Annotated in this window: 15 protein-coding genes; 8 read left to right on the top strand and 7 right to left on the bottom strand. The window is 53.1% G+C overall.

The window, feature by feature from the left end; translation table 11 throughout:
- Positions 1 to 115: 115 nt before the first annotated feature.
- Positions 116 to 7,627 carry an O-linked N-acetylglucosamine transferase family protein gene (locus BLP53_RS01175; protein WP_091468597.1) on the top strand — a complete coding sequence of 2,504 codons (7,512 nt, stop codon included), beginning with the start codon at positions 116 to 118 and terminating at the stop codon, positions 7,625 to 7,627.
- A gap of 299 nt (positions 7,628 to 7,926) precedes the next feature.
- On the opposite strand, the gene BLP53_RS01170 is transcribed toward BLP53_RS01175, so the two are convergent.
- The 7 genes from BLP53_RS01170 to BLP53_RS13750 are packed head-to-tail and all read right to left on the bottom strand — an operon-like array spanning position 7,927 to position 13,888.
- Positions 7,927 to 9,318, bottom strand: coding sequence for a CDP-glycerol glycerophosphotransferase family protein (locus tag BLP53_RS01170; RefSeq protein WP_091468594.1), 1,392 nt, complete (start codon positions 9,316 to 9,318; stop codon positions 7,927 to 7,929).
- Positions 9,319 to 9,327: 9 nt separating this feature from the next.
- Entirely contained in the window at positions 9,328 to 10,026 is a 699-nt protein-coding gene (locus tag BLP53_RS01165; protein WP_091468591.1) for a class I SAM-dependent methyltransferase, read from the bottom strand.
- Entirely contained in the window at positions 10,023 to 10,433 is a 411-nt protein-coding gene (locus BLP53_RS01160) for an adenylyltransferase/cytidyltransferase family protein (RefSeq protein WP_091468588.1), read from the bottom strand. The genes BLP53_RS01165 and BLP53_RS01160 overlap by 4 nt, the downstream gene beginning before the upstream one ends.
- Positions 10,430 to 11,422: a pyridoxal-phosphate-dependent aminotransferase family protein gene (locus BLP53_RS01155; RefSeq protein ID WP_091468584.1), complete on the bottom strand. Its 993-nt coding sequence runs from the start codon at positions 11,420 to 11,422 to the stop codon at positions 10,430 to 10,432. Before BLP53_RS01155 ends, BLP53_RS01160 begins: the two co-directional genes overlap by 4 nt.
- On the bottom strand, positions 11,415 to 12,575 hold the full coding sequence (aepY, locus tag BLP53_RS01150; RefSeq protein ID WP_091468581.1) for a phosphonopyruvate decarboxylase: 1,161 nt from the start codon (positions 12,573 to 12,575) through the stop codon (positions 11,415 to 11,417). The genes BLP53_RS01155 and aepY overlap by 8 nt, the downstream gene beginning before the upstream one ends.
- A gap of 14 nt (positions 12,576 to 12,589) precedes the next feature.
- Positions 12,590 to 13,489 carry a phosphoenolpyruvate mutase gene (gene aepX, locus BLP53_RS01145; RefSeq protein ID WP_245652559.1) on the bottom strand — a complete coding sequence of 300 codons (900 nt, stop codon included), beginning with the start codon at positions 13,487 to 13,489 and terminating at the stop codon, positions 12,590 to 12,592.
- Complete coding sequence (locus BLP53_RS13750; RefSeq protein WP_245652558.1) at positions 13,490 to 13,888, bottom strand: FAD synthase family protein; 399 nt, start codon at positions 13,886 to 13,888, stop codon at positions 13,490 to 13,492.
- A 496-nt stretch (positions 13,889 to 14,384) separates the two neighbouring features.
- Between BLP53_RS13750 and BLP53_RS01140 the strand changes: the two genes are divergently transcribed.
- The 7 genes from BLP53_RS01140 to BLP53_RS01110 all read left to right on the top strand — a co-directional run bounded on the left by BLP53_RS01140 (position 14,385) and on the right by BLP53_RS01110 (position 19,616).
- Entirely contained in the window at positions 14,385 to 15,185 is an 801-nt protein-coding gene (locus BLP53_RS01140; RefSeq protein ID WP_091468577.1) for a flagellin N-terminal helical domain-containing protein, read from the top strand.
- A gap of 76 nt (positions 15,186 to 15,261) precedes the next feature.
- Entirely contained in the window at positions 15,262 to 15,606 is a 345-nt protein-coding gene (locus tag BLP53_RS01135; RefSeq protein ID WP_176755176.1) for a flagellar protein FlaG, read from the top strand.
- Positions 15,607 to 15,639: 33 nt separating this feature from the next.
- Positions 15,640 to 17,337, top strand: a complete 1,698-nt coding sequence (gene fliD / locus BLP53_RS01130) for a flagellar filament capping protein FliD (RefSeq protein ID WP_091468571.1) — start codon at positions 15,640 to 15,642, stop codon at positions 17,335 to 17,337.
- Positions 17,338 to 17,373: 36 nt separating this feature from the next.
- On the top strand, positions 17,374 to 17,865 hold the full coding sequence (fliS, locus tag BLP53_RS01125) for a flagellar export chaperone FliS (protein ID WP_091468568.1): 492 nt from the start codon (positions 17,374 to 17,376) through the stop codon (positions 17,863 to 17,865).
- Positions 17,866 to 17,869: 4 nt separating this feature from the next.
- Positions 17,870 to 18,202 carry a flagellar protein FliT gene (locus tag BLP53_RS01120; protein ID WP_091468564.1) on the top strand — a complete coding sequence of 111 codons (333 nt, stop codon included), beginning with the start codon at positions 17,870 to 17,872 and terminating at the stop codon, positions 18,200 to 18,202.
- 57 nt (positions 18,203 to 18,259) lie between these two features.
- Positions 18,260 to 19,339 (top strand): flagellar hook-length control protein FliK, encoded by a 1,080-nt coding sequence (gene fliK, locus BLP53_RS01115; protein ID WP_245652557.1) that lies wholly within the window; start codon positions 18,260 to 18,262, stop codon positions 19,337 to 19,339.
- The gene (locus BLP53_RS01110; protein ID WP_091468557.1) at positions 19,326 to 19,616 is read left to right on the top strand and encodes an EscU/YscU/HrcU family type III secretion system export apparatus switch protein; all 291 of its coding nucleotides are present in this window, start codon (positions 19,326 to 19,328) and stop codon (positions 19,614 to 19,616) included. Before fliK ends, BLP53_RS01110 begins: the two co-directional genes overlap by 14 nt.
- Positions 19,617 to 19,618: the final 2 nt, after the last annotated feature.

Below are 19,618 nucleotides of genomic sequence, written 5' to 3'. Positions count from 1 at the left end.
TCACTGTATCAAGCTGCTTGAAACAGGCAAGTTGACCGGTTTTTCCCGCTTTTTTTGGGCAATCCATTTGCGCCTGAATTTTCAATAATAAGAGAAATTTTCTGGAATTTCTTTTATGAGACCGTCGTCTGCTTCTTTGCCATCCGCTGCTTCGCCGGAAAAGGATAGTCCCTACTGGATGGAGCAACTGATACAGGCCTGGCAACAGGGCGAGTGGGCACAATGCATGTCTCTGGCGCAGAAAATCACTACAGATTTTCCGCGGGAAGGACTGGCATGGAAGCTGTTGGGGAGCCTGTACCAGCAGCAAGGCGATCTCGCTGCCGCCGCAGACGCGTTTTCCCAGGCCGGCAAATTACTGAAAAAAGATGCCGAGGTGTTTTATAACCTGGCGAATGTCTACGCCCAGCAGGAAGACCACTCGCAAGCCATCAAATATTACCAGCAGACCATCAAGTTGAATCCCGGCTTCAGCCGCGCTTATGCGAATTGGGCGGGTGAGTTGAAACAAACCGGGCAATTGCAGGAAGCCGAAAAACTGCTGCGCCGAGGCCTGAAGGTGCAGCAACAGGATGGGCGTGTCAATTTTGAACTGGCGACGCTGTTGCATGAAGCAGACAAGCCGCTGGAGGCGATTCAATATTATCGCGAAGCCGCAGGGCTGGAACCGCAAAACGCGGTTGTTTTTTTCAATATGGCGGTGGCGCTGGCGTTACTGGACAATGAAAGTGAGGCCATCCAGGCCTATGAAACCGCAATCGCCCTGCAGGCTGATTACGTCGAGGCATACGGCCATTTAGGGGCGCTATACCTCGAAAAAGAAAATTTCAATGAAGCCGAGCAATGGTTGCTGGCCGGTTATGCCATACAGCCACAGGCATTATCCGTACTGAAAGGGCTGGCCAAGTTATACCGTGTGACGCAGCGCCCACGGGAATACCAGCAATACCTGGACCAGATCCTGCGCCTTGAGGATTTCAGCGCGGAGTCCCTGAATAGCTTTGCGACTGAAATGATCAACCAGCATTTGTACAGCCAGGCTGAAAGCTGCTGCCTGAAAGCCATGGAAAAGGATCCGGATAATCCTTATGTACTGGCGAACATGGGCCTGATCGAGGGCACCCGGCAGGAATATGACAAGGCATGCCACTATTATGAGCAGGCCTTGCAGCAATTACCGGACGCTAAAGTGATTGTGAGTAATTACAGTGTCATTTTGCGCCAGCTGGAGCGCTTCGATGAAGCCATCACTTGCCTGGAAAAAGTATTGAACAGTCATCCGGAATTTATCGGCGGATATGTCAACCTGGCCAATATTTATCTGGATATGGGGCAGGTCGAAAAAGCGATTGAGATTTTGAAGCAGGCATTGGCAGTGGAACCTGGCGATGCGATGACACTGACCAACCTGTTATTTTGCAATAGTTACGTCAATACCTTGTCACACGATGAAAGCCTGGAGTACGCGCGCCAACTGGGTACGTCCATCATGCAACATGTGCTGCCTTATGACAGTTGGCATGTGCATGCACAGGAGCAACGTATCCGTATCGGCGTGGTATCGGCTGATTTGCGTAAACATCCGGTGGGTTATTTCCTGCATCAGTGGTTGCAGAAGTTTGATGCCAGCCGCCTGGAAATTTATGGTTATTCCACCGATGGTTGCGAAGATGCTTTTTCCCATGAGTTGAAAGCGTTGTGCAACCAGTGGTGCTCCCTGGCCGGGTTGACAGATGCACAAGCGGCCAAGCAGATCCGTGAAGATGGTATTCATATCCTGCTGGATTTGTCCGGCCTGACCAGAGGTAACCGCCTGCCGATTTTCGCTCATAGGCCCGCCCCGGTACAGGCGACCTGGCTGGGCTACTGGGGGACCACCGGTTTGCCGGCCATGGATTATGTGATTGCTGATCCGGTCAGCATAGATAGACAGGTTGCGGCACAATTTACCGAGCAGGTGGAATACCTGCCACATACACGCATGTGTTTCGCTATCCCGGACTATGATGTCGCCGTCAACGATCTGCCAGCGCTGGCGACGGGCGCGGTGACTTTCGGTTGCTTCCAGAAATACAGCAAGGTCAACGATGATGTGCTGGCCTGCTGGGGAGAAATCCTGCAAGCCCTGCCTTCGGCCAGGTTGTACTGGCAGACCAGGGCTTTCAATGATGCCAAGGTGCGCGCAGAGGCATTCACCTGGTTGCAGAGACATGGTATTGCGGCCGAGCGCTGCACCCTGGCTGGCGGCGTGTCCAGGGGAGAGTACCTGAAAAACCATCACCAGATCGACATGATCCTGGATACTTTCCCGTTCACCGGTGGCACCACTACCTGCGAGGCGTTGTGGATGGGCGTACCGACGCTGACTGTGCTGGGTGATACCCTGATTGCGCGCCAGGGTGCCAGTTTTATGACCTGCACCGGTTTGCCTGAGTGGGTGGCAACCAGTCGTGAGGACTATATCCGCAAAGCCATTGCGTTTGGCCGTGACCTGGATGCCCTGGCGACATTGCGTGCCAGCTTACGCGCGCAGGTGATCGCTTCACCTTTGATGAATGGTGGGCAGTTCGCGCATGATTTCGAGCAATTGCTGTTCAGTTTGTGGCAACAAGCACTGACTAAGCTGAAACCCGAGCAATGCCTGGCCGAGACGCCGGTGCAAGCAGCCTTTGCCGGCGATACGCCAGTCTGGGTCGTCAGCGCTACGCGTATGGATGAAGCCACTTTCTGGCGTGAGTCAGCCTTGGGCAGGTCGCTGACGCGGCATATGCAGCAGGATGCACGCCTGGTGGCAAAAGTGGCTTGCGAGAATACTCGCGGATTGTCGGAGATTTTCAATGAAGCGATAGCTGCGGCACCGGATAATGCCTTGCTGGTGTTTATCCATGATGATGTCTGGATTGATGAAAATACCTTTGTGCAAAGCGTGTCTAACGGTTTGCAGCAGTATGACGTCATTGGCGTGGCGGGTAATGCACGCCTGCAGCCAGGCCAGCCTGCGTGGTGCTTTGTCGATACCCGGTTTACCTGGGATGACCCTGTGTATTTGCGCGGGACGGTTGGTCATGGCCAGTATGCATTTGGACCGGTTTCTGCCTATGGCAAACCGTCAGGCAGCGCTCAGTTGATGGATGGCGTGTTCCTGGCTGCCTATAAACAGCGCCTGGTACAAGCCAATGTCACCTTTGACCCGCAGTTTGACTTTCATTTTTATGACCTGGATTTCTGCCGCACAGCCACCCAGGCCGGATTGCAACTGGGTGTATGGCCAGTGCGCCTGACGCACCAGAGTGGCGGGGCGTTTGGTACGCAGCGCTGGCGTGAGAAATATCAGCAATACGCACGCAAGTGGGAAGCTGCCCAGCAGGCACCCTCTGCGGCATTGCTCGAATCGATTGCCGAAGTATTTGACCTGGCGGTCGCGCAGCAACAGCAGGGGCAATCCCAGGCCGCGCGTGCGTTATACCAGGAAATCCTGCAGATTCATCCGCAGCATGCCTTGTCCTTGCATAACCTGGGCCTGATGGCCTGGAATGAACAACAGCAAACGCAGGCGATTGCCCTGTTTGAGCAAGCCTATGGTTTAGAGTCAGAACAATGGCAGTTGCTCAGCAGCTATGTCAATGCCTTGGAGATGGCTAAACATCCGCAACTGCAAACCGTGCTGGCGCAGGCACTACAGCGTGGTCATCACACACAGGCACTACAATCTTTAATGGCCAGCTGGGGGATCAATGACTCGGCCACAGAGCAGCTGATGAATGCTCTGGAAGCCGAAGAAGCGGCTCTGCTTGCGCTGTTTGAGCAGGCAGCATATGCCGAGATGCAGCAACGTTTAGAGGCATTGTTACACCAGCATGCTGACTGGCTGAACGGCTGGAAAATGCTGAGTGATGTGCGCATGCTGCTCAAGGAAGATGCACGCGAACCGGCCAGACATGCCCTGGACCTCAATCAGAATGACCCGAAAGAACATTGTTATTATGGCCTGGTGCTGAAAGCGCAGGGCGATTTAAGGGGAGCCGCCAAGGCATTCGAGCAGGCAATTGCGCTGAAACCGGATTATGCCGCTGCCTACAATAACCTGGGTATTGTACTCAAGGACCTGGGGGATGTACCTGCTGCGATCAGCCATTTCAGACAGGCACTGGCATTGCAACCTGCTGACGCGGGTTGTTTCAGCAATTTGCTGTTCTGCATGAGCCATGCGCAGGAAGTGGATACAGCAACGCTATTACAGTCACACCTGGCTTATGCCGAGAGGTATGAAACCCCCTTGAAAGCTGGCTGGCAGCCGCATGCCAATATCCGTGATCCAGATCGCAGGTTGCGGATAGGGATAGTGTCGGCAGATTTCAGGGCGCATTCCGTCGCCCATTTCCTGCAGCCATTACTGCCCGGGCTGGCCAGTGACCCGCAACTGGCGTTATATGCCTATTACAACCATCCGGTCAGTGACACAGTGACCGCAGACATGCGCCAGTATTTTGCTGGCTGGAAGGAAGTCTCTGCGCTATCGGATGAAGCCCTGGCCGCGACCATTCGCCAGGATGAGATAGATATCCTGATTGATCTGTCCGGCCATACCTCAGGTAACCGCTTATTGGCATTTGCACGCAAGCCGGCACCGGTGCAAATCAGCTGGCTGGGTTACCTGAATACCACTGGCCTGGCCGCCATGGATTATTACCTGGCAGATGCGGCGTTGGCACCGGCAGGAGAACTGGATGGCCAGTTTACGGAAAAGCTGGTGCAGCTGCCGGTGAATGCGCCTTTTGTCCCGGATGCGAATATGCCGGATGTCCAGGCATTACCCGCACTTAACAATGGCTATATCACGTTCGGCTGCTTTAACCGCCCGAACAAAATCACACAGGCTACCGTGCAATTGTGGGCGCAGTTGATGCAAGCCGTACCGGACAGCCGCATGCTGTTGGGCGGCATGGCAGCAACTGATAATGATGCGCACCTGCTGGCATGGTTTGATGCGGCAGGGATTACCGCAGACAGGGTGGAATTGGTTGCACGCAGTGATATGGCTGATTATTTGCAGCAATACCACCGTGTGGATATCTGCCTGGATACTTTCCCTTCTAATGGCGTCACAACGACCGCACACGCCTTATGGATGGGGGTGCCAACGTTATGTCTGGCAGGTGACCGCCTGAGCAGCCGTGGTGCCATGGCGTTGATGCAACATGCGGGCCTGCCGGCATGGATTGCCGCGAATCACCAGGCCTGGATAGAACAGGGAAAAAGTTTGTGTGCTGACCTGGCTGCATTGGCAGCACTGCACAACGGCATGCGTGACCGCTTACAGCAGTCATTATTATCACAGCCCGCCAGATTATCAGCATCACTGGCTGAAGCTTTGCGCAATATGTGGTATCGCTGGTGTCAAAACCAGTCTCCTGAATCTTTTAATATCAACCTGCTTGCAGGCGATGAAGCACTTATTGCGCCAACTGCAAACCAAATTATCACCAAAGGACCTTACATGGAAACTTTAGCTATCGACCAGGATTCAGCTGGTCAGCAGGCGCTGGAACAGTCGATTGAAGAAGTGCTGCAATTGGCCATCAAACACCAGGAACAGGGCGAACTGGCACCAGCCGCTGCGTTGTACCAGGAGATTTTGAGTATCTCCCCGAAACACCACGTGGCTTATTATGGGCTGGGGCTGATTTCTTTGCCGGAATCCGCCAAAGCGGCATTGCCATTACTGGAACAGGCCGTGATCCTGGCGCCGCAAACGGAAGAGTACTGGACGGCTTATGTGCATGCCCTGATGCAAACCACCCACCAGCAGGAAGTCACTGAAGTGATTGAGTTCTCCCGCCAGCATGGTTTGCCGGAAGCTGCAGTACAAAGGTTACAGCAGATTTGTGCCGCTTATTATGCAGAGGTTGCCACACCGGCTGTAGAGAATACAAAAGCGGTAACTGTGGGTGGCTATATCTACCGTCCGCAGGACAATTTTTACCAGCGTGCCCAGGCCGAAGCATTCGGTTACCAGGATGCCGGCAATGCCGAACAGCGCCTGTATGACATCATCCGCCAGTCACGCGACAGGAGCGTGTTTTCTGATGAGCTTTCAGCGAAAGCCACTGACTGGCCAAGCTACTATCACCTGACTTCACAGCGCGCCAACCTGCTGCGCCCATTCTCGGAAAAAATTGCTTCCGGCAAAGTATTGGAGCTGGGCGCCGGTTGCGGTGCAGTGACGCGTTTCCTGGGGGAACTGGGCGGACAAGTGGTGGCCGTGGAAGGCAGCCCTAACCGTGCGCGTATCATTGGTCAGCGCTGCGCTGAATTACAGAACGTCAGCGTGTTCTGCGACCTGATCCAGTCTTATGAAACCGATGAAAAATTCGATGTCGTCACCCTGATCGGCGTGCTTGAATATGCGCAGGTCTATGTCAAGGAAGCTAATCCTTTGCTGGCCTTGCTGCAAAAAGCCAAGTCTTTCCTCAAGGAAGACGGCATGCTGATTGTGGCGATTGAAAACCAGCTGGGCCTCAAGTATTTCTGCGGTGCGCCTGAAGACCACATGGGCCAGGCCATGTATGGGATTAATGATTCCTACAGCACGACCACGCCGATCACATTTGGCCGGGTAGAGCTGGATGCCTTGATCCGCAGTGCCGGTTTTGCAACCACCGAACTGTATGTGCCATTGCCCGATTACAAAACACCGGTGACCGTGATTTATCCTGAAGGCTTTAATCCTGCGCATAAGGCAGCGGGCTGGGATGTCGGCGCATTGGCGGCTGGCTCGGTTGTGCATGACAGGCAGTCACCGCGTCACCCGACCTTCTCGCTGGAAAATGCCTGGCAAGTGCTGGCACGCAATCACCTGGTGGAAGATATGGCCAACTCATTCATGTTTGTGGCTTACCCGGCACAGCAGGCCGGGAAACAGCACTCTGATGTACTGGCGGCACACTACGGCTGCCAGCGCCAGGCAGTGTTCAGCAAGGAAACCCAATTCGTCCATGCCGACAATACCTTGTCGACCCGTACCCGCAATACCGGGGAAACGGCCAAATTGCTGCAAGCCGATTGGGAACCATCGCCTTACCACGGTGGCACGTTGTGGATGGACAAATTGACCCAACTGGTCAACCGTCCTGGCTGGCGCGTAGAAGACCTGACTGCCTGGGCTTCTGTCTGGGTGAAAGCCCTGGAAGCGAATGTGACTAAAGGTGGCCATACATTGCCGGAATTCGCAGGTGCGACAACACTGCTGCCATCCCAATATTTTGATGCCACCCCGACCAACTTTGTTGTGGATGCGCAAGGGCAGGGCAACTTCTTTGACCTGGAATGGGACTTTGCCATTCCGTTGCCGGTGTCTTTCGTGGCCTTGCGGGGCCTGTTCCTGACATTGCACCGTATCCGTGGTTGCGCCAAACCGCATCCGCAAACACCCTCCGATATTGGTGGATTATCACTGGCAGTGCTGGAGCAATTGGGTTATAGCTACCAGGATCATGAATTGCAGGCATTCATCAGTGTGTTCAACCGCTTGCAGAACCTGATCCAGGGGTTGCCGGAGCAGCATGTGAATGGATTGACCTCGGAGTTTTCACGTGCGGGGTTGCCGGTACGGCAGTTGTTTACTTAATGAACGTGTTGTGATCAAAGCCTGCTATTGAAAAATGGCAGGCTTTTTTTATGGTGGCTAGATTTGAAGAGGCTAGCCGATATTGAAGTAGGGTATGTGCGGATGAAAGTATTTCTTAGGATGGTGAACTATCCTTTTCGCCCAGAGGCGAAAGACAACGTTCCTAATCTAAACTCATATTAGTTCAAATCACACCATGCCTGGATTCCGGTATTAGCCGTAATGACGAATCATCATCCTGCAGGTTCACAGCAGTTAAATGAATGTGATTGCTAACCCGTCAAATAGCGTTTGGAAAACTAAAACATCGTTTCCATGCATTTGCGGATATGTGGAATAGAAGCCGCTGCATTAGGCGCATGCTTGCTTAATTTGACCAATGTCTGCAGCGCTTTATCTGCTTTCTCCTGCAGGCAATAGACCTCGGTCAGGTTGCTTAAAGGAATTGACGGATTGTCTTGCGCCAGATGTACTGCTTTTTCAAGCAGTAATTCGGCATCCTCGTATTGGCCTTGGCCTACCAGCACTGTACCCAGGTCATTGTATGGCTCCCAGCAAGTGCTGTCTTTCTTGATGAGCTCCAGCATAATTTGTGTCGACAATTTCATATCGCCTTCAGCTGCAAGTTTCTCCGCATGCAGGTAAGTCGTACGGTCAATTTCCACCTGTGCAGTGAGTGGCGGTGTAGGTAGCGGTTGGCCTTGCAAAGCGGCGACCATATTATCAACAATACGCCTGGCACTTTCACCCAGGTAGGCGAATTGCTGCTGTTTGTTTTCGTCAATCTCAGCCTGGTATTGCTGCGGGTTTTCCAGCACGTTCAATACGGTGTCGCGCAAGTTGGCGCGTGTGGTTTTAGTGACATAGTCATAAGGTACGCACGCAGGTCTTGGCGGATTGGTGTCAGGAATGACCCAGTCAATCACGGCCACGCCAGGCACATCCAGCAACAAGGCTTCTGTCAGCACGCTGGACTCGTCAGACACCATCACATCGGCCAAGCCCAGGCAGTACATGATGCTGATTTCGCGGTCAATCACATACACGTTGTCAGCGCAGCCTCTATGCAAGGCATCCATCTCATCAATATTGTTGAGTACCCAGCGGTATTTTTCTGACCATGGCGCCTGCTTCAGCAACAGGTTCACGGGCAGGTCTTTCAGTGCCTGAACAAAATCATCCTGCTTGCCGTGGTTTTCCCAGGAAGGTGCATACAGCACTGAACGCTCATGCTTCAGGCCCAGCTTCTCACGCAAAGCCTGTGCCTGCTGTTTGAATTCGTTCTGATTACGGTAAACCAGGTCAGCCTTGGGCCATCCAAGGTCAAATAAACCTAATTTAGGACGCGCCTGGGCATAGACTGCCTGGGTTTGCCAGCGGTCTACCCAGGCCGGGCCGGGCACAATCCCCATGTCAAACGCCTGCCAGGGCTCATGGTGCCAGAAGTGCGGCCAGATATCATGGCGCTGTGCCAGGTCGTGCAGCAATATCATTGAAAAGCCGGCATTCGGCTTGCACGCGTGCTCGCAGTAAACGCCGATCTCGGCATACTGCCTGGAATCCGTGCTCCATTGAATAGGGATGCCTCTGCTTGCCGCTTCGTCTGCGATAGGTGCCAGTGCCTGGCGCTCGCAATTGTCGGTGTAGAAGAAAGTGATGGCAGGCAAAGTATTGATAGCGGAAGTAGTCATGATCACGCGTTATCCATGCAAATGTTTGGAAAAAATCACACTGAAGCGGAACTCACTTTGTGCATAATTAGGCACGCAACTCTGGAACACTTGATGCGAGCGCTCAGGCAGTTGCCGGGTAAACCATTCAGGAGTGAAATAAGTGTGGTGCAGGCCTTTATATTTCTCTTCATATTCGGCTTGCGTCAATGCCTCTCTGCGCGCAAGTTCGCAGGCGTCACGTGTGGCAGCATTTGGTATATCCAGGATGGCGATACCATGCCGGGATTTTTTCCACATGGCCTGCAGCACCTGCGCCGCCATGACTTCATCGAAATAATGGAAGACACTGTTGGCAATCACAAAATCATAAGCAGGTTCAGTTTCTAATGATTGCGCAGCCTGCACATGGAAATCGCCGTCCGGCATGGCTTGCTGTGCTGCTTCAATCAGGCCGGCTGTGTAATCGAGGCCGCCGACCTCAAGCGCAAATTGCTGGCGTAGTGCAAACAGGAAAGCGCCAGCGCCGCAGCCGACTTCAAATACCGAGTCACCTGGTTTTAATCCCAGTTTTTCGCTGATGCGGCGGGTGTACTCCTGCCAGTCGGCAGGGTTGATTTTGCCGGCACCACTATCAAAACCATCCAGCGAGATCAATGTGTCCAGCGTGATCGCGTGCTGAGGTTGCAGGGTGCGTTTTTCCCAGATTTGTTGCCATAAATTGCTCATGTGTTCGCCTCCATTTTTTGGCTGACGGCTTTCAGGACACGGGCACGCAATTGCGTGCTGCTGATGCCCTCTGTGCGAGGCAGGATATGTAATTTTTCAGCCGCAACCGGGTTGCTGTTATCGTGGCCGTGGACGAGTAGATCAATCTGGTGCTGTTGTAAAAAGGCTTCATCAAGCAGCCATGGGCTAGGCACCACTTCATCGACGTCGCGCATGGCTAACAATACTTCGGTACGGGCGGCATAATCCAGCTCAGGCTCATAGCCTTTTTTGCTGCGGATTTCTTCGTCGGTCGTTAGTGCCACAATGACTCGACCTAGTTGTCTGGCCGCTTTTAACAGGCGGACATGGCCGTGATGGATCAGCGTGGCTGACATATCCACCATGATGCGTTTTTGTGTACTCATGCCAATACCTCCAGCATGTTTAAAATTTCGCCACGCGCAGCTTTACCCAAATGCGCTTCACCCAGGTGGCAAACCACACTGCCACGGCTGATACCACGCGGTGCGTACAACACGGCACGCGGGTCATGTGAACCAATCCTGGCATCTACCCAGGTGCATAGCGCTGGCTGGTGGCTGGCTGGATGGGTATCAAAGCCGGAAAATTTTTGCAGCATCATTGCTTTATTGGTAAACACCGCTTCACGTAAATCGTGATGCTGCGGTAATACTTCATATAAGGAAGCAATTGCATGGTAAGGGCCGGTCATGCGCCGTTCCAGGTGCGTATGCAGGTCCAGATAAAAACCATCCACGGTTTGTGTCGGTAACTGGTTAAAGGCAATAAAGGCGGCGCCGGTCAGGCCAAACAGTCCCTTGCAGGAACTATAGGCAATCACATCGGCCTGTTCGTGGGCTGATTCCAGGCCAATTGAAGCGGTGGCATCCAGAAATAACTGTGCGCCAGCACGATCAGCCAGTGCGCGTAATTCATGAATAGGCAGTTTCAAGCCTATGCTGGTTTCGGTATAGCAGGCGACAATCCAGTCAAACTTGCCTTCAATATTGGCAAGGTCTTGCCAGTTGGCGACAATCACTGAGCCGACATGGCCCAGGCGCTGTGCCGCTTCGGCAAAACTCACCAGGCGTTGTGCGTAATACCCGCTGTCTATGACCAGCACTTTGCCAAACAAAAAGTTGAGCGAGGCAATTTCCAGCGCCAGGCTGGCAGATCCTTGCAGGCGTGCAATCTGTGCATGGCCGCTCATCTGTTTCAGGGCATCCAGCACAGCCTGTTCCACCTGCTGGTAATCTTCATCGCCACGGCCAAAACAGGGGCGCAGACCACGCAGGTTTTCTTCCAGCAGGCTGGCAGGACCAGCTGTGAATAAGGCTTTGACGCTATTCTGTTGCGTGATGTGTGCAAGCAGGGTGGGCGACTGATCAGGCATACTCAACCTCTTCCAGGAACTGCATGAAGTCCTGTTTGTTTTGTGCCGGCGTGCGGGTAGGGCGGCCAAGATCGGCACGCGCACCTTTGCGGCACAGTACTTCGATAAAGCAGCTTTGGCCCAGGCTCAGCGCATAGTGCAAGGCTTCGCTGAGCTGGCTGCCTGAACTTACGCGGATCACCCATTGGTAACCGGCCGCTTTGGCAATATCGGACAGGTTCAATTGGGCAGCCACGGTTGGCTGGCCGCCAACGGAATCATGCGCGCCGTTGTTAAACACGATATGCACCAGGTTACGCTGTTGCGCATTCAGGGTCAGGCTGCCCATGTGCATAAGCAGGGCGCCGTCGCCATCCAGGCAGACTACCTGCCTGTCCGGTTGTGCCAGTGCGATGCCGCAGGCAATCTGTGAGGCATGGCCCATACCGCCGACGGTGAGAAAATCCCTGGCATGACCACTGTTCTGTGCATGCCGGAATTCAAACAGTTCACGCGAAGCCATGCCAGTGGTCGCAACGACTGCCACCTCATCTGTAAGCAGGCGCACGATATTGGTCAGCATGTCTTCCCGGCTGGGCAAAGTGTCATTTGCCGGGGCTGATTTTCTGCTTGTTTTCGCCTTGTATGGTGCAAAGCTCTGCTTGCGTATCACCAGGGCAACCGGCCCCGACCTGCGTTTGGCAATTGCCAGCAAACGGGGGATTTGTGTCACGACACAGTTGATATCGGTCTGGAAAATTTCAAACGGAATACCAAGCAGATCCAGTTGTTCCAGCGTGATTTGGCCTTGCTTGACGTGTTGCGGTTCGTCGTGGATCTGTTTGCCATCTGATTGAGTCTCACCGCGCCAGCCAATCACCAGTAACATGGGAATACCATAAATCTGCGGATCGGCCAGCGATGCAATTGGATTCACCACATTGCCCAGGCCGGAATTCTGCATATACACCACCGCCGGCGTGCCAGTCGCCAGGTAATGGCCCATGGCCAGGCCGGTGGCGCCGCCTTCATTGGCCGCAATCACATGATGTGATTCAGACAGCCGGTCAGAAAAACAGGCGCACAGCTCTTTCAATAATGAATCAGGCACGCCGGTAAAAAATTGCACGCCTTCGTTTTGCAGGGCTTCCAGAAATGCACCAGCCTCAATCATGATAGCGCTCCTAATTATTTAGTTCCGGGAATCAGTTCCAGCACATCGTTAATCGACATCAATTCTGACTCGACTTCTGCGGTCCTGCCGTTCTTGAGGATTTCCATGGCGGTGCGCTGCATGGCCGGATAGGCTGCACGCATCATATGATTGGCATAAATCACCAGGTTGAAGCCACGTGCAGCCAGTTCTTCTTCAGTGACCTTGTTATAACTGGTCGGTACGCACACCAGTGGTGTGGTGGGGAATTCGGATTTGAAGATGTTGGCAAACTCGAATACTTCATCGGGGGATTTCTGGCGGCTGTGGATCATGATGCCGTCCACGCCGGCACCGACATAAGCCTGTGCACGCTTGACAGCATCTTCCATGCCTTTTTCCAGGATCAGGCTTTCGATACGCGCAATCACCATGAAGTCATCGCTGACCCGTGCCGCACGGCCTGCCATGATTTTTTCGCAGAAGGGTTCGATATCATCCTGTAATTGCGGCACTTCATTGCCAAACAGGGAATTCTTTTTCAGGCCGATTTTGTCTTCGATAATGGTGGCGGAGATACCCAGGCGTTCCATGCTGCGCACATTGAGTTCAAAGTGCTCCAGCTTGCCGCCGGTATCCGCATCCATAATCAGAGGTTTGGTGGTGACATCGAAAATGTCATTGATATTGGATAAGCGGCTATTGATCTCCACCGCTTCAATATCCGGTTTGCCGCGTGCGGTAGAATCCGTCAGCGAGCTGGACCAGAACCCGTCAAACTGGCAGGTTTTGCCATTGCGTTGTGCGGAGACGTGTTCGGCAATCAGGGCGGAAATCGGGTTGTGGGCTTCGATAAACCTGGAAATAGGTTTGGCCGCCAGCAACCTTTTCAGGGTGCGGCGGCGGATATCCGGTGTGGTTCCCAACGCCTGCATCTACCCCACCATTTCATTGGAGGAGACACCACGGGTATAAGGAATCTCAATCAGGTGACCGCCATATTCGGCCAGCGCGGCACGTGCACGCTCACGGTAAGGCAGTAACGGACCATCCAGCCAGTCATCACCGTGTACCATGATATCGGGCTTGTATTTCAGCAGGTTAGGCGCGTAATCCCATTCTTCCTGCGGCACCACATTCACGACACCACGAATATTCTCGACAATGCGTTTACGCTGCTCAAACGTCAGGTAGGGCAAACGCTTGTGATCTGACACAGCGGCATCGGATAACAAGCCAATGGTTACGTCGCCATATTTCCTGGCCTGCTCAATAATATTGATATGCCCATGATGCAGAATATCCACTGTCATTCCTACATACACTGATGCCATGCCACACTCCTTATATATGTCTTGTTGACACCAGCCTTCAAGACCAGCGCACATTTATCAGAATTATGGTGTGAAAGGGAGTGAAGTGATTGGCAGAAAAGCGCCTTAAACAGCCTCCAAATCCTGAGTAATTGGGCGGCTTTATTTTTTGCTAGGCAGGATGGGGCGTGTCACCGGAATTAAAAGGTAATTGACAGTTATCTCTGGCAATGAAGCCCAGGCTACTTTATATAAAATAGATCGGGTTGAATGATGAACGAATATTGATAAAAGGATTAAAGAACTCCGCAGAGCAGTCGTTAACAGAAACAAGTGTTCGACCGATGGAAAAGAAATTCTACATACAGTATTAAAGAAATTTCCGGACTGGTCGATAACACAAACAACAACGATGAATTAGCAAAATTTGGTAAGTAGCAAGCGAATCAGCGTTGAGGTAACAGTAATACGACGATTTGACACTTAACTGGATATACGACTCTAAAGGAGACATAACATGGCTGCAGTAATTAACACCAACATTGCATCTTTAAATGCACAACGTAACCTGACTACTTCACAGTCAAGCCTGAATACCTCTATTCAACGCTTGTCCTCTGGTCTGCGTATCAACAACTCCAAGGATGACGCTGCAGGCCTGGCGATTGCTACCAGCCTGGATTCACAGATTCGCGGTATGGGCGTAGCGATCCGCAACTCCAATGACGCGATTTCTTTCCTGCAAACAGCTGAAGGTGGTTTGGCTAAAGGTACTGATGCCTTACAACGTATGCGTGAACTGGCTGTTCAGGCTGCCAACGGCTCCTATGGTAGCGGTGACCGTGCCAACCTGGATGCAGAATTCAGCCAGTTGAACCAGGAATTGACACGTTTGAGCACTGCGACCAAGTTTAACGGTTCTGCGACATTTGGTTCCTCTACCACATCATTCCAGGTAGGTGCCGATGCCGCTGATACCATCGACGTAAGCTCTGTTGCGGCTGCAGGTACCATCTCAGGCGGGATTGCTTCAGCTTCAGCTGCTTCAGCTGCACTGTCTGCGATTGATGAAGCGTTGAAAGCTGTGAACACCAGCCGTGCGCAGCTGGGTGCTTACCAGAACCGTTTCGAGTCTGTGATCAGCAGCCTGCAGATTTCATCTGAAAACATGTCTGCTGCCAAGTCCCGTATCATGGATGCTGACTTTGCCGCAGAAACTGCCAACATGACACGTGCACAAATTCTGCAACAAGCAGGTACAGCGATGCTGGCACAAGCGAACCAGACGCCTAACCAAGTATTGACACTGTTGAGATAATTTTCTCTAACCCAGTTCAATCGGATCCACAGGGACTTGTCCCTGTGGATTTAGGCTAAGCAGAAGGAGCAGTATCATGACTCAATCTATAGATGGCATGGGCGGACAAAGACCACCCCAAGGGCTGGCAGCTGTGAATAGCCTCAAACTGGTGAAGTATGCCAGTAGTGGTGAGCAGAAACCTGCAGATGTGATGGATAAGGCAACATTGACTGGCGCCGTACAGAAACTGAATGATTATGTGGCCCCTGCATTGCAAACCATACAGTTTTCAATTGATGACGACACTGATCGTATTGTAGTGAAAGTGGTAGATACTGAAACACAGCAGGTCTTGCGCCAGATTCCCAATGAGGAAGTGCTGGCAATTAGCAAAACCCTGGATAATCTGCGTGGTCTGGTGATCAGGCAGAAAGCCTAGGGGCATTATTTTTTTAGTGTCTGGAGAGAAGAGATGGCGACAATTACCCCAACAACCGGCGCGTCCGGCCTGGCAATTGACTCGATTGTCACCGGGTTGATGACGATTGAAAAGCAACCCCTGACGCAACTGCAAACGCAGATCAGCTCTTACAATACCAAACTCTCCGCGTATGGCACTCTAAAAAGCGGTTTAAGCACTTTCCAGGCCGCACTAGACAAGCTGTCAACCGCAGCCAAGTTCACGACACAAACCGCTACCTTGTCTGACGGCAGCAGTATTGTGGCCACCGCAGACGGTACGGCGACCAGTGGTAGCTACAACATTTCCGTCAACCAGCTGGCAGCTTCGCAAAAACTGGCGACAGCTGCTTTTGCCAATACCAGCGATATCATAGGCACTGGTACCCTGAAGATCTCTTTTGGTACTTATAACGCAGCGGATACCACGAATGGTACCGCCGCCAGTTTTACCAGCAACCTGGATAAACAGGCGATCACTATCACGATAGACAGCAGCAACAATACGCTGTCCGGTATTCGTGATGCCATCAACGCACAAAATGCGTCTGTGAGTGCGTCGATTGTGAATGACGGCAGCGGTAACCGCCTGGTCATCACTTCAAAAGAGACTGGCGAAGTCAACAGCATGAAAATTGATGTGACTGATGCCGATGGTAACAGCACCGATGGCACGGGTTTGTCTGCGCTGGCGTATGATCCGCTGGCAACAGCAGGTAGCGGCAAGAACATGACACAACTGGTCGCGGCACAAAATGCCTTGCTGACCGTGGATGGTCTGGCCGTGAGCAAATCCAGCAATACGCTGAGTGATGTGATCCAGGGAGTGACGCTGAACCTGAAATCCGTGACCAGTACCAATGCCACACTGGAGGTGGCAACGGATACCAGCGCGATACAAGATTCAGTACAAAGTTTTGTTGATGCTTACAACAAGTTAAATTCCACCTTGAACGACCTGACCAAGTTTGTTGAAGGCGGTTCTTCCTCCAACGGTCCTTTGTTGGGCGATTCAACCGCACGCGACATCATGGTCAAACTGAAGGGCATGCTGGCAAAAACCTCACCCACGGCAACCACGTTCCGTACCCTGGCGGATATTGGCATCAAATCCTCCTATGTCGATGGTTCATTAAGCCTGGATAGCGACAAACTGGCAAAAGCATTAAGTACCAACTTATCTGATGTGGCCAAACTGTTTGCGCCGTCTGCCACCACTTCCGACCCGCAGGTCACTTATATGGGCAGCTCCAGCAAAACATTGTCTGGCACCTACGCCATCAATGTCAGCCAGCTGGCTGACGGGACACAGAGTGTTGCCGGCACCATTAATGGCGTAGCGGCTATAGGCAGTGGTGCCAACCTGACAGGGGGCGTAGACAACGCGGCCCAGGGCCTCAAAATCATGATTAACGGCTCTGCCACGGGTAGCCGCGGCACAGTCACATTCAGCCAGGGCCTCGCCGGCGAGCTCAGCAGCATGATCGATAGCTGGCTGCAAGCAGATGTGGGATCACTGACAGTGAAAACCGATGGTATCCAGACCTCTATCAAGGGGTTGCAAGACAGATATGATGATTTGAACGCCAAAATGCCGGCTATTGAGCAGCGCTACAGGACGCAGTACGCCAACCTGGATGCCTTGCTGAGCAGCATGCAAAGCACCAGTTCTTATCTCAGCCAGCAAATTGCGGCATTGAATAAAAGCTAATCACAGCTAACACAGACCAGCAGTCAGGAGAGTTTTATGTTCGGAAACAAACAGTCAGGCATTCATGCCTACGCCAATGTTAGCCTGGAAACCGGCATGGTCGATGCCAGCCCTTTAAAATTAACCGTGATGTTGTATGAAGGCGCTATCACTGCCTGCATCCATGCGCAGCAGGCCATGCAGCAAGGCGACATCACGAAAAAGGGAGAGTGCCTGACCAAAGCTGTCTCCATTATTGACAATGGCTTGCGCGCCAGCCTGAACAAGCAGGCCGGTGGCCAGATTGCAGGTAGCCTGGACCAATTGTACCAATACATGACCCGTAGCCTGATGCAGGCCAGCCTGCATATGGATGCGAAAAAAGTGCATGAAATCCAGCAATTGCTGATGAGCCTGAAAAGTGCCTGGGAAACCCTGGAAAAGAACGGGGTAACTAAAGCCGCGCAGGCCAATGCTGCCATGGATACGCTGGTTGCACAGCAAGGCCAGGCCAGCGCTTTTAACCGTTTGGCGATGGCAGGGGCATAACAACATGTCGAAAGCACTGATTGATACCTACGAATCTTCTGCCAAGATCATGGCGCAGATGCTGATTGCGGCCAGGCAGGATGCCTGGGAAAAAGTCACGGAACTGGAGCAGTCCTACATGCTCAAGATCGAAGTGATTAAAACCCTGGAACAGACCCTGCGGTTGCAGTCCTTATCCCTGACACCGGAACAGCATAAACGCAAACAGGTGCTGGTGCAGCAGATCCTGGCCGACGATGGTGAAATCCGCGATTTGCTTTACCCTGTCATGCACCGGATTACCGATATGATTTTTGATGCGCAACTCCATGCGCGCATCCCGCCGGATACCTTGTAAATGCTCCCGATCCCGCAAGTTCTCTCTCCTCGTAACATATCTCAAGAGACAGAGGGCTTGCGTGCGGTATCTTTGATCGCACCGGTCGAAGGCACACAGGCTGAGGCGCCGCTATGGAGCCGTTTACGTCCGGGCGCACAGTTCACCGGACAAATCCTGCAAAAAGAATCTCCCAATACCGCTGGCATGGCCAGCTTCAAAGTTGAAATCCAGTTGCCTGATCAGAAACCTGCCCTGGTGTATATGCAGTTACCGGCACATCTCGCACAGCAGCAAGCATTACAAATGCAGTACCTGGGCCAATCTTCCGCCGGGAAAGAGGCGCAGGCAGCGTACCCGCAGGTACGCTGGAGCCTGGCCGATGCGGCGAAAGAAGGCAACCAGCCTGGCACCGGGCTGGTATCTGCCGGTTTGCTGGCCAATACCGCGCAGCATGGCTCCACTGAAGGGTTGGCATTGTTGCTGCATGCCATGCCTGGGCAGGCAAGCCAGGTTGACCTGAGCAATCCCGCCCAGCAACTACAGCGCTGGATCAATTCTCCCATGTTCCAGCAACAGGCGATGGCACTGCAAGCACAAGCCGTCGTCAGCCATAGCCCGCAAAAACCACAAGTGCTGGCCAGGGATTTAAAGCATGCGCTGGATAGCTCTGGCCTGTTTTATGAATCCCACCTGAAAGAGGCTACGCTGGGCAGCCGTCCGTGGCACCAGTTGCTGCAGGAGCCGCAAAACAAACCGCAATTTATAGCGCCGGAAATGGTCGCGCAGCAGTTGCAGGTGCTGGAACAGCAGCGCGTGATCTGGCACGGTGAAATCTGGCCGGGCCAACACATGCAATGGGAGGTCAGTGAACGTGACCCTTCCCCCAATCCGGCCGAAGATCCTGCCATGAACACCTTGCAAAGCGACCTCACCCTGAAATTTCCACGCCTGGGGGATGTCGTGGTGCGCATCGTCATGACCGACGGGCGCCTGGCAGTGCACATGCAGGCGGAAGCGGATGAAACGCTGCAACGCATGCAGGCGGCACGCAGCCAGCTGGCGGGCAGTTTACACACTGCCGGCCTGGCAGTGACGTCGCTACAGATCAGTCGCGACACCCCTGATAGCGGTGAACCATCCCATGCAACCGGATAAACACTATACCCAGTCTGCCGTGGCACTGGCGTATGAAGCCGGTGACCTTGCGCCGCGCGTGGTGGCGAAGGGCAACGGCTTGCTGGCAGAACGCATTATTGAGATCGCCAGGGAGCACAATGTCTATGTGCATGAATCGCGGGCCTTACTGGGGTTGCTGATGCAGGTGGAGCTGGATGCGCATATCCCGCCGCAGCTATACCAGGCCATTGCCGAAATTCTGGCCTGGCTATATCAGCTGGAGCAGGGTGGCGGGCAGGAAATCCCGCCGGGATGAAG

Origin of the sequence: Methylophilus rhizosphaerae (assembly GCF_900100975.1) — a bacterium.
Classification (GTDB): Bacteria; Pseudomonadota; Gammaproteobacteria; order Burkholderiales; family Methylophilaceae; genus Methylophilus; species Methylophilus rhizosphaerae.
The sequence above is the reverse complement of the archived record's forward strand: the minus strand, read 5'-3'. Positions and strand labels throughout refer to the sequence as shown.

Excerpts from the sequence above, each read along its gene's own strand:
- BLP53_RS01175 (WP_091468597.1), top strand. The coding sequence starts at position 116 with ATGAGACCGTCGTCTGCTTCTTTGCCATCCGCTGCTTCGCCGGAAAAG.
- BLP53_RS01170 (WP_091468594.1), bottom strand. The coding sequence starts at position 9,318 with ATGACTACTTCCGCTATCAATACTTTGCCTGCCATCACTTTCTTCTAC.
- BLP53_RS13750 (WP_245652558.1), bottom strand. The coding sequence starts at position 13,888 with ATGGCATCAGTGTATGTAGGAATGACAGTGGATATTCTGCATCATGGG.
- fliD (WP_091468571.1), top strand. The coding sequence starts at position 15,640 with ATGGCGACAATTACCCCAACAACCGGCGCGTCCGGCCTGGCAATTGAC.
- BLP53_RS01135 (WP_176755176.1), top strand. The coding sequence starts at position 15,262 with ATGACTCAATCTATAGATGGCATGGGCGGACAAAGACCACCCCAAGGG.
- BLP53_RS01155 (WP_091468584.1), bottom strand. The coding sequence starts at position 11,422 with ATGCCTGATCAGTCGCCCACCCTGCTTGCACACATCACGCAACAGAAT.
- BLP53_RS01110 (WP_091468557.1), top strand. The coding sequence starts at position 19,326 with ATGCAACCGGATAAACACTATACCCAGTCTGCCGTGGCACTGGCGTAT.
- BLP53_RS01165 (WP_091468591.1), bottom strand. The coding sequence starts at position 10,026 with ATGAGCAATTTATGGCAACAAATCTGGGAAAAACGCACCCTGCAACCT.
- BLP53_RS01160 (WP_091468588.1), bottom strand. The coding sequence starts at position 10,433 with ATGAGTACACAAAAACGCATCATGGTGGATATGTCAGCCACGCTGATC.
- aepX (WP_245652559.1), bottom strand. The coding sequence starts at position 13,489 with ATGCAGGCGTTGGGAACCACACCGGATATCCGCCGCCGCACCCTGAAA.
- fliS (WP_091468568.1), top strand. The coding sequence starts at position 17,374 with ATGTTCGGAAACAAACAGTCAGGCATTCATGCCTACGCCAATGTTAGC.
- aepY (WP_091468581.1), bottom strand. The coding sequence starts at position 12,575 with ATGATTGAGGCTGGTGCATTTCTGGAAGCCCTGCAAAACGAAGGCGTG.
- BLP53_RS01120 (WP_091468564.1), top strand. The coding sequence starts at position 17,870 with ATGTCGAAAGCACTGATTGATACCTACGAATCTTCTGCCAAGATCATG.
- BLP53_RS01140 (WP_091468577.1), top strand. The coding sequence starts at position 14,385 with ATGGCTGCAGTAATTAACACCAACATTGCATCTTTAAATGCACAACGT.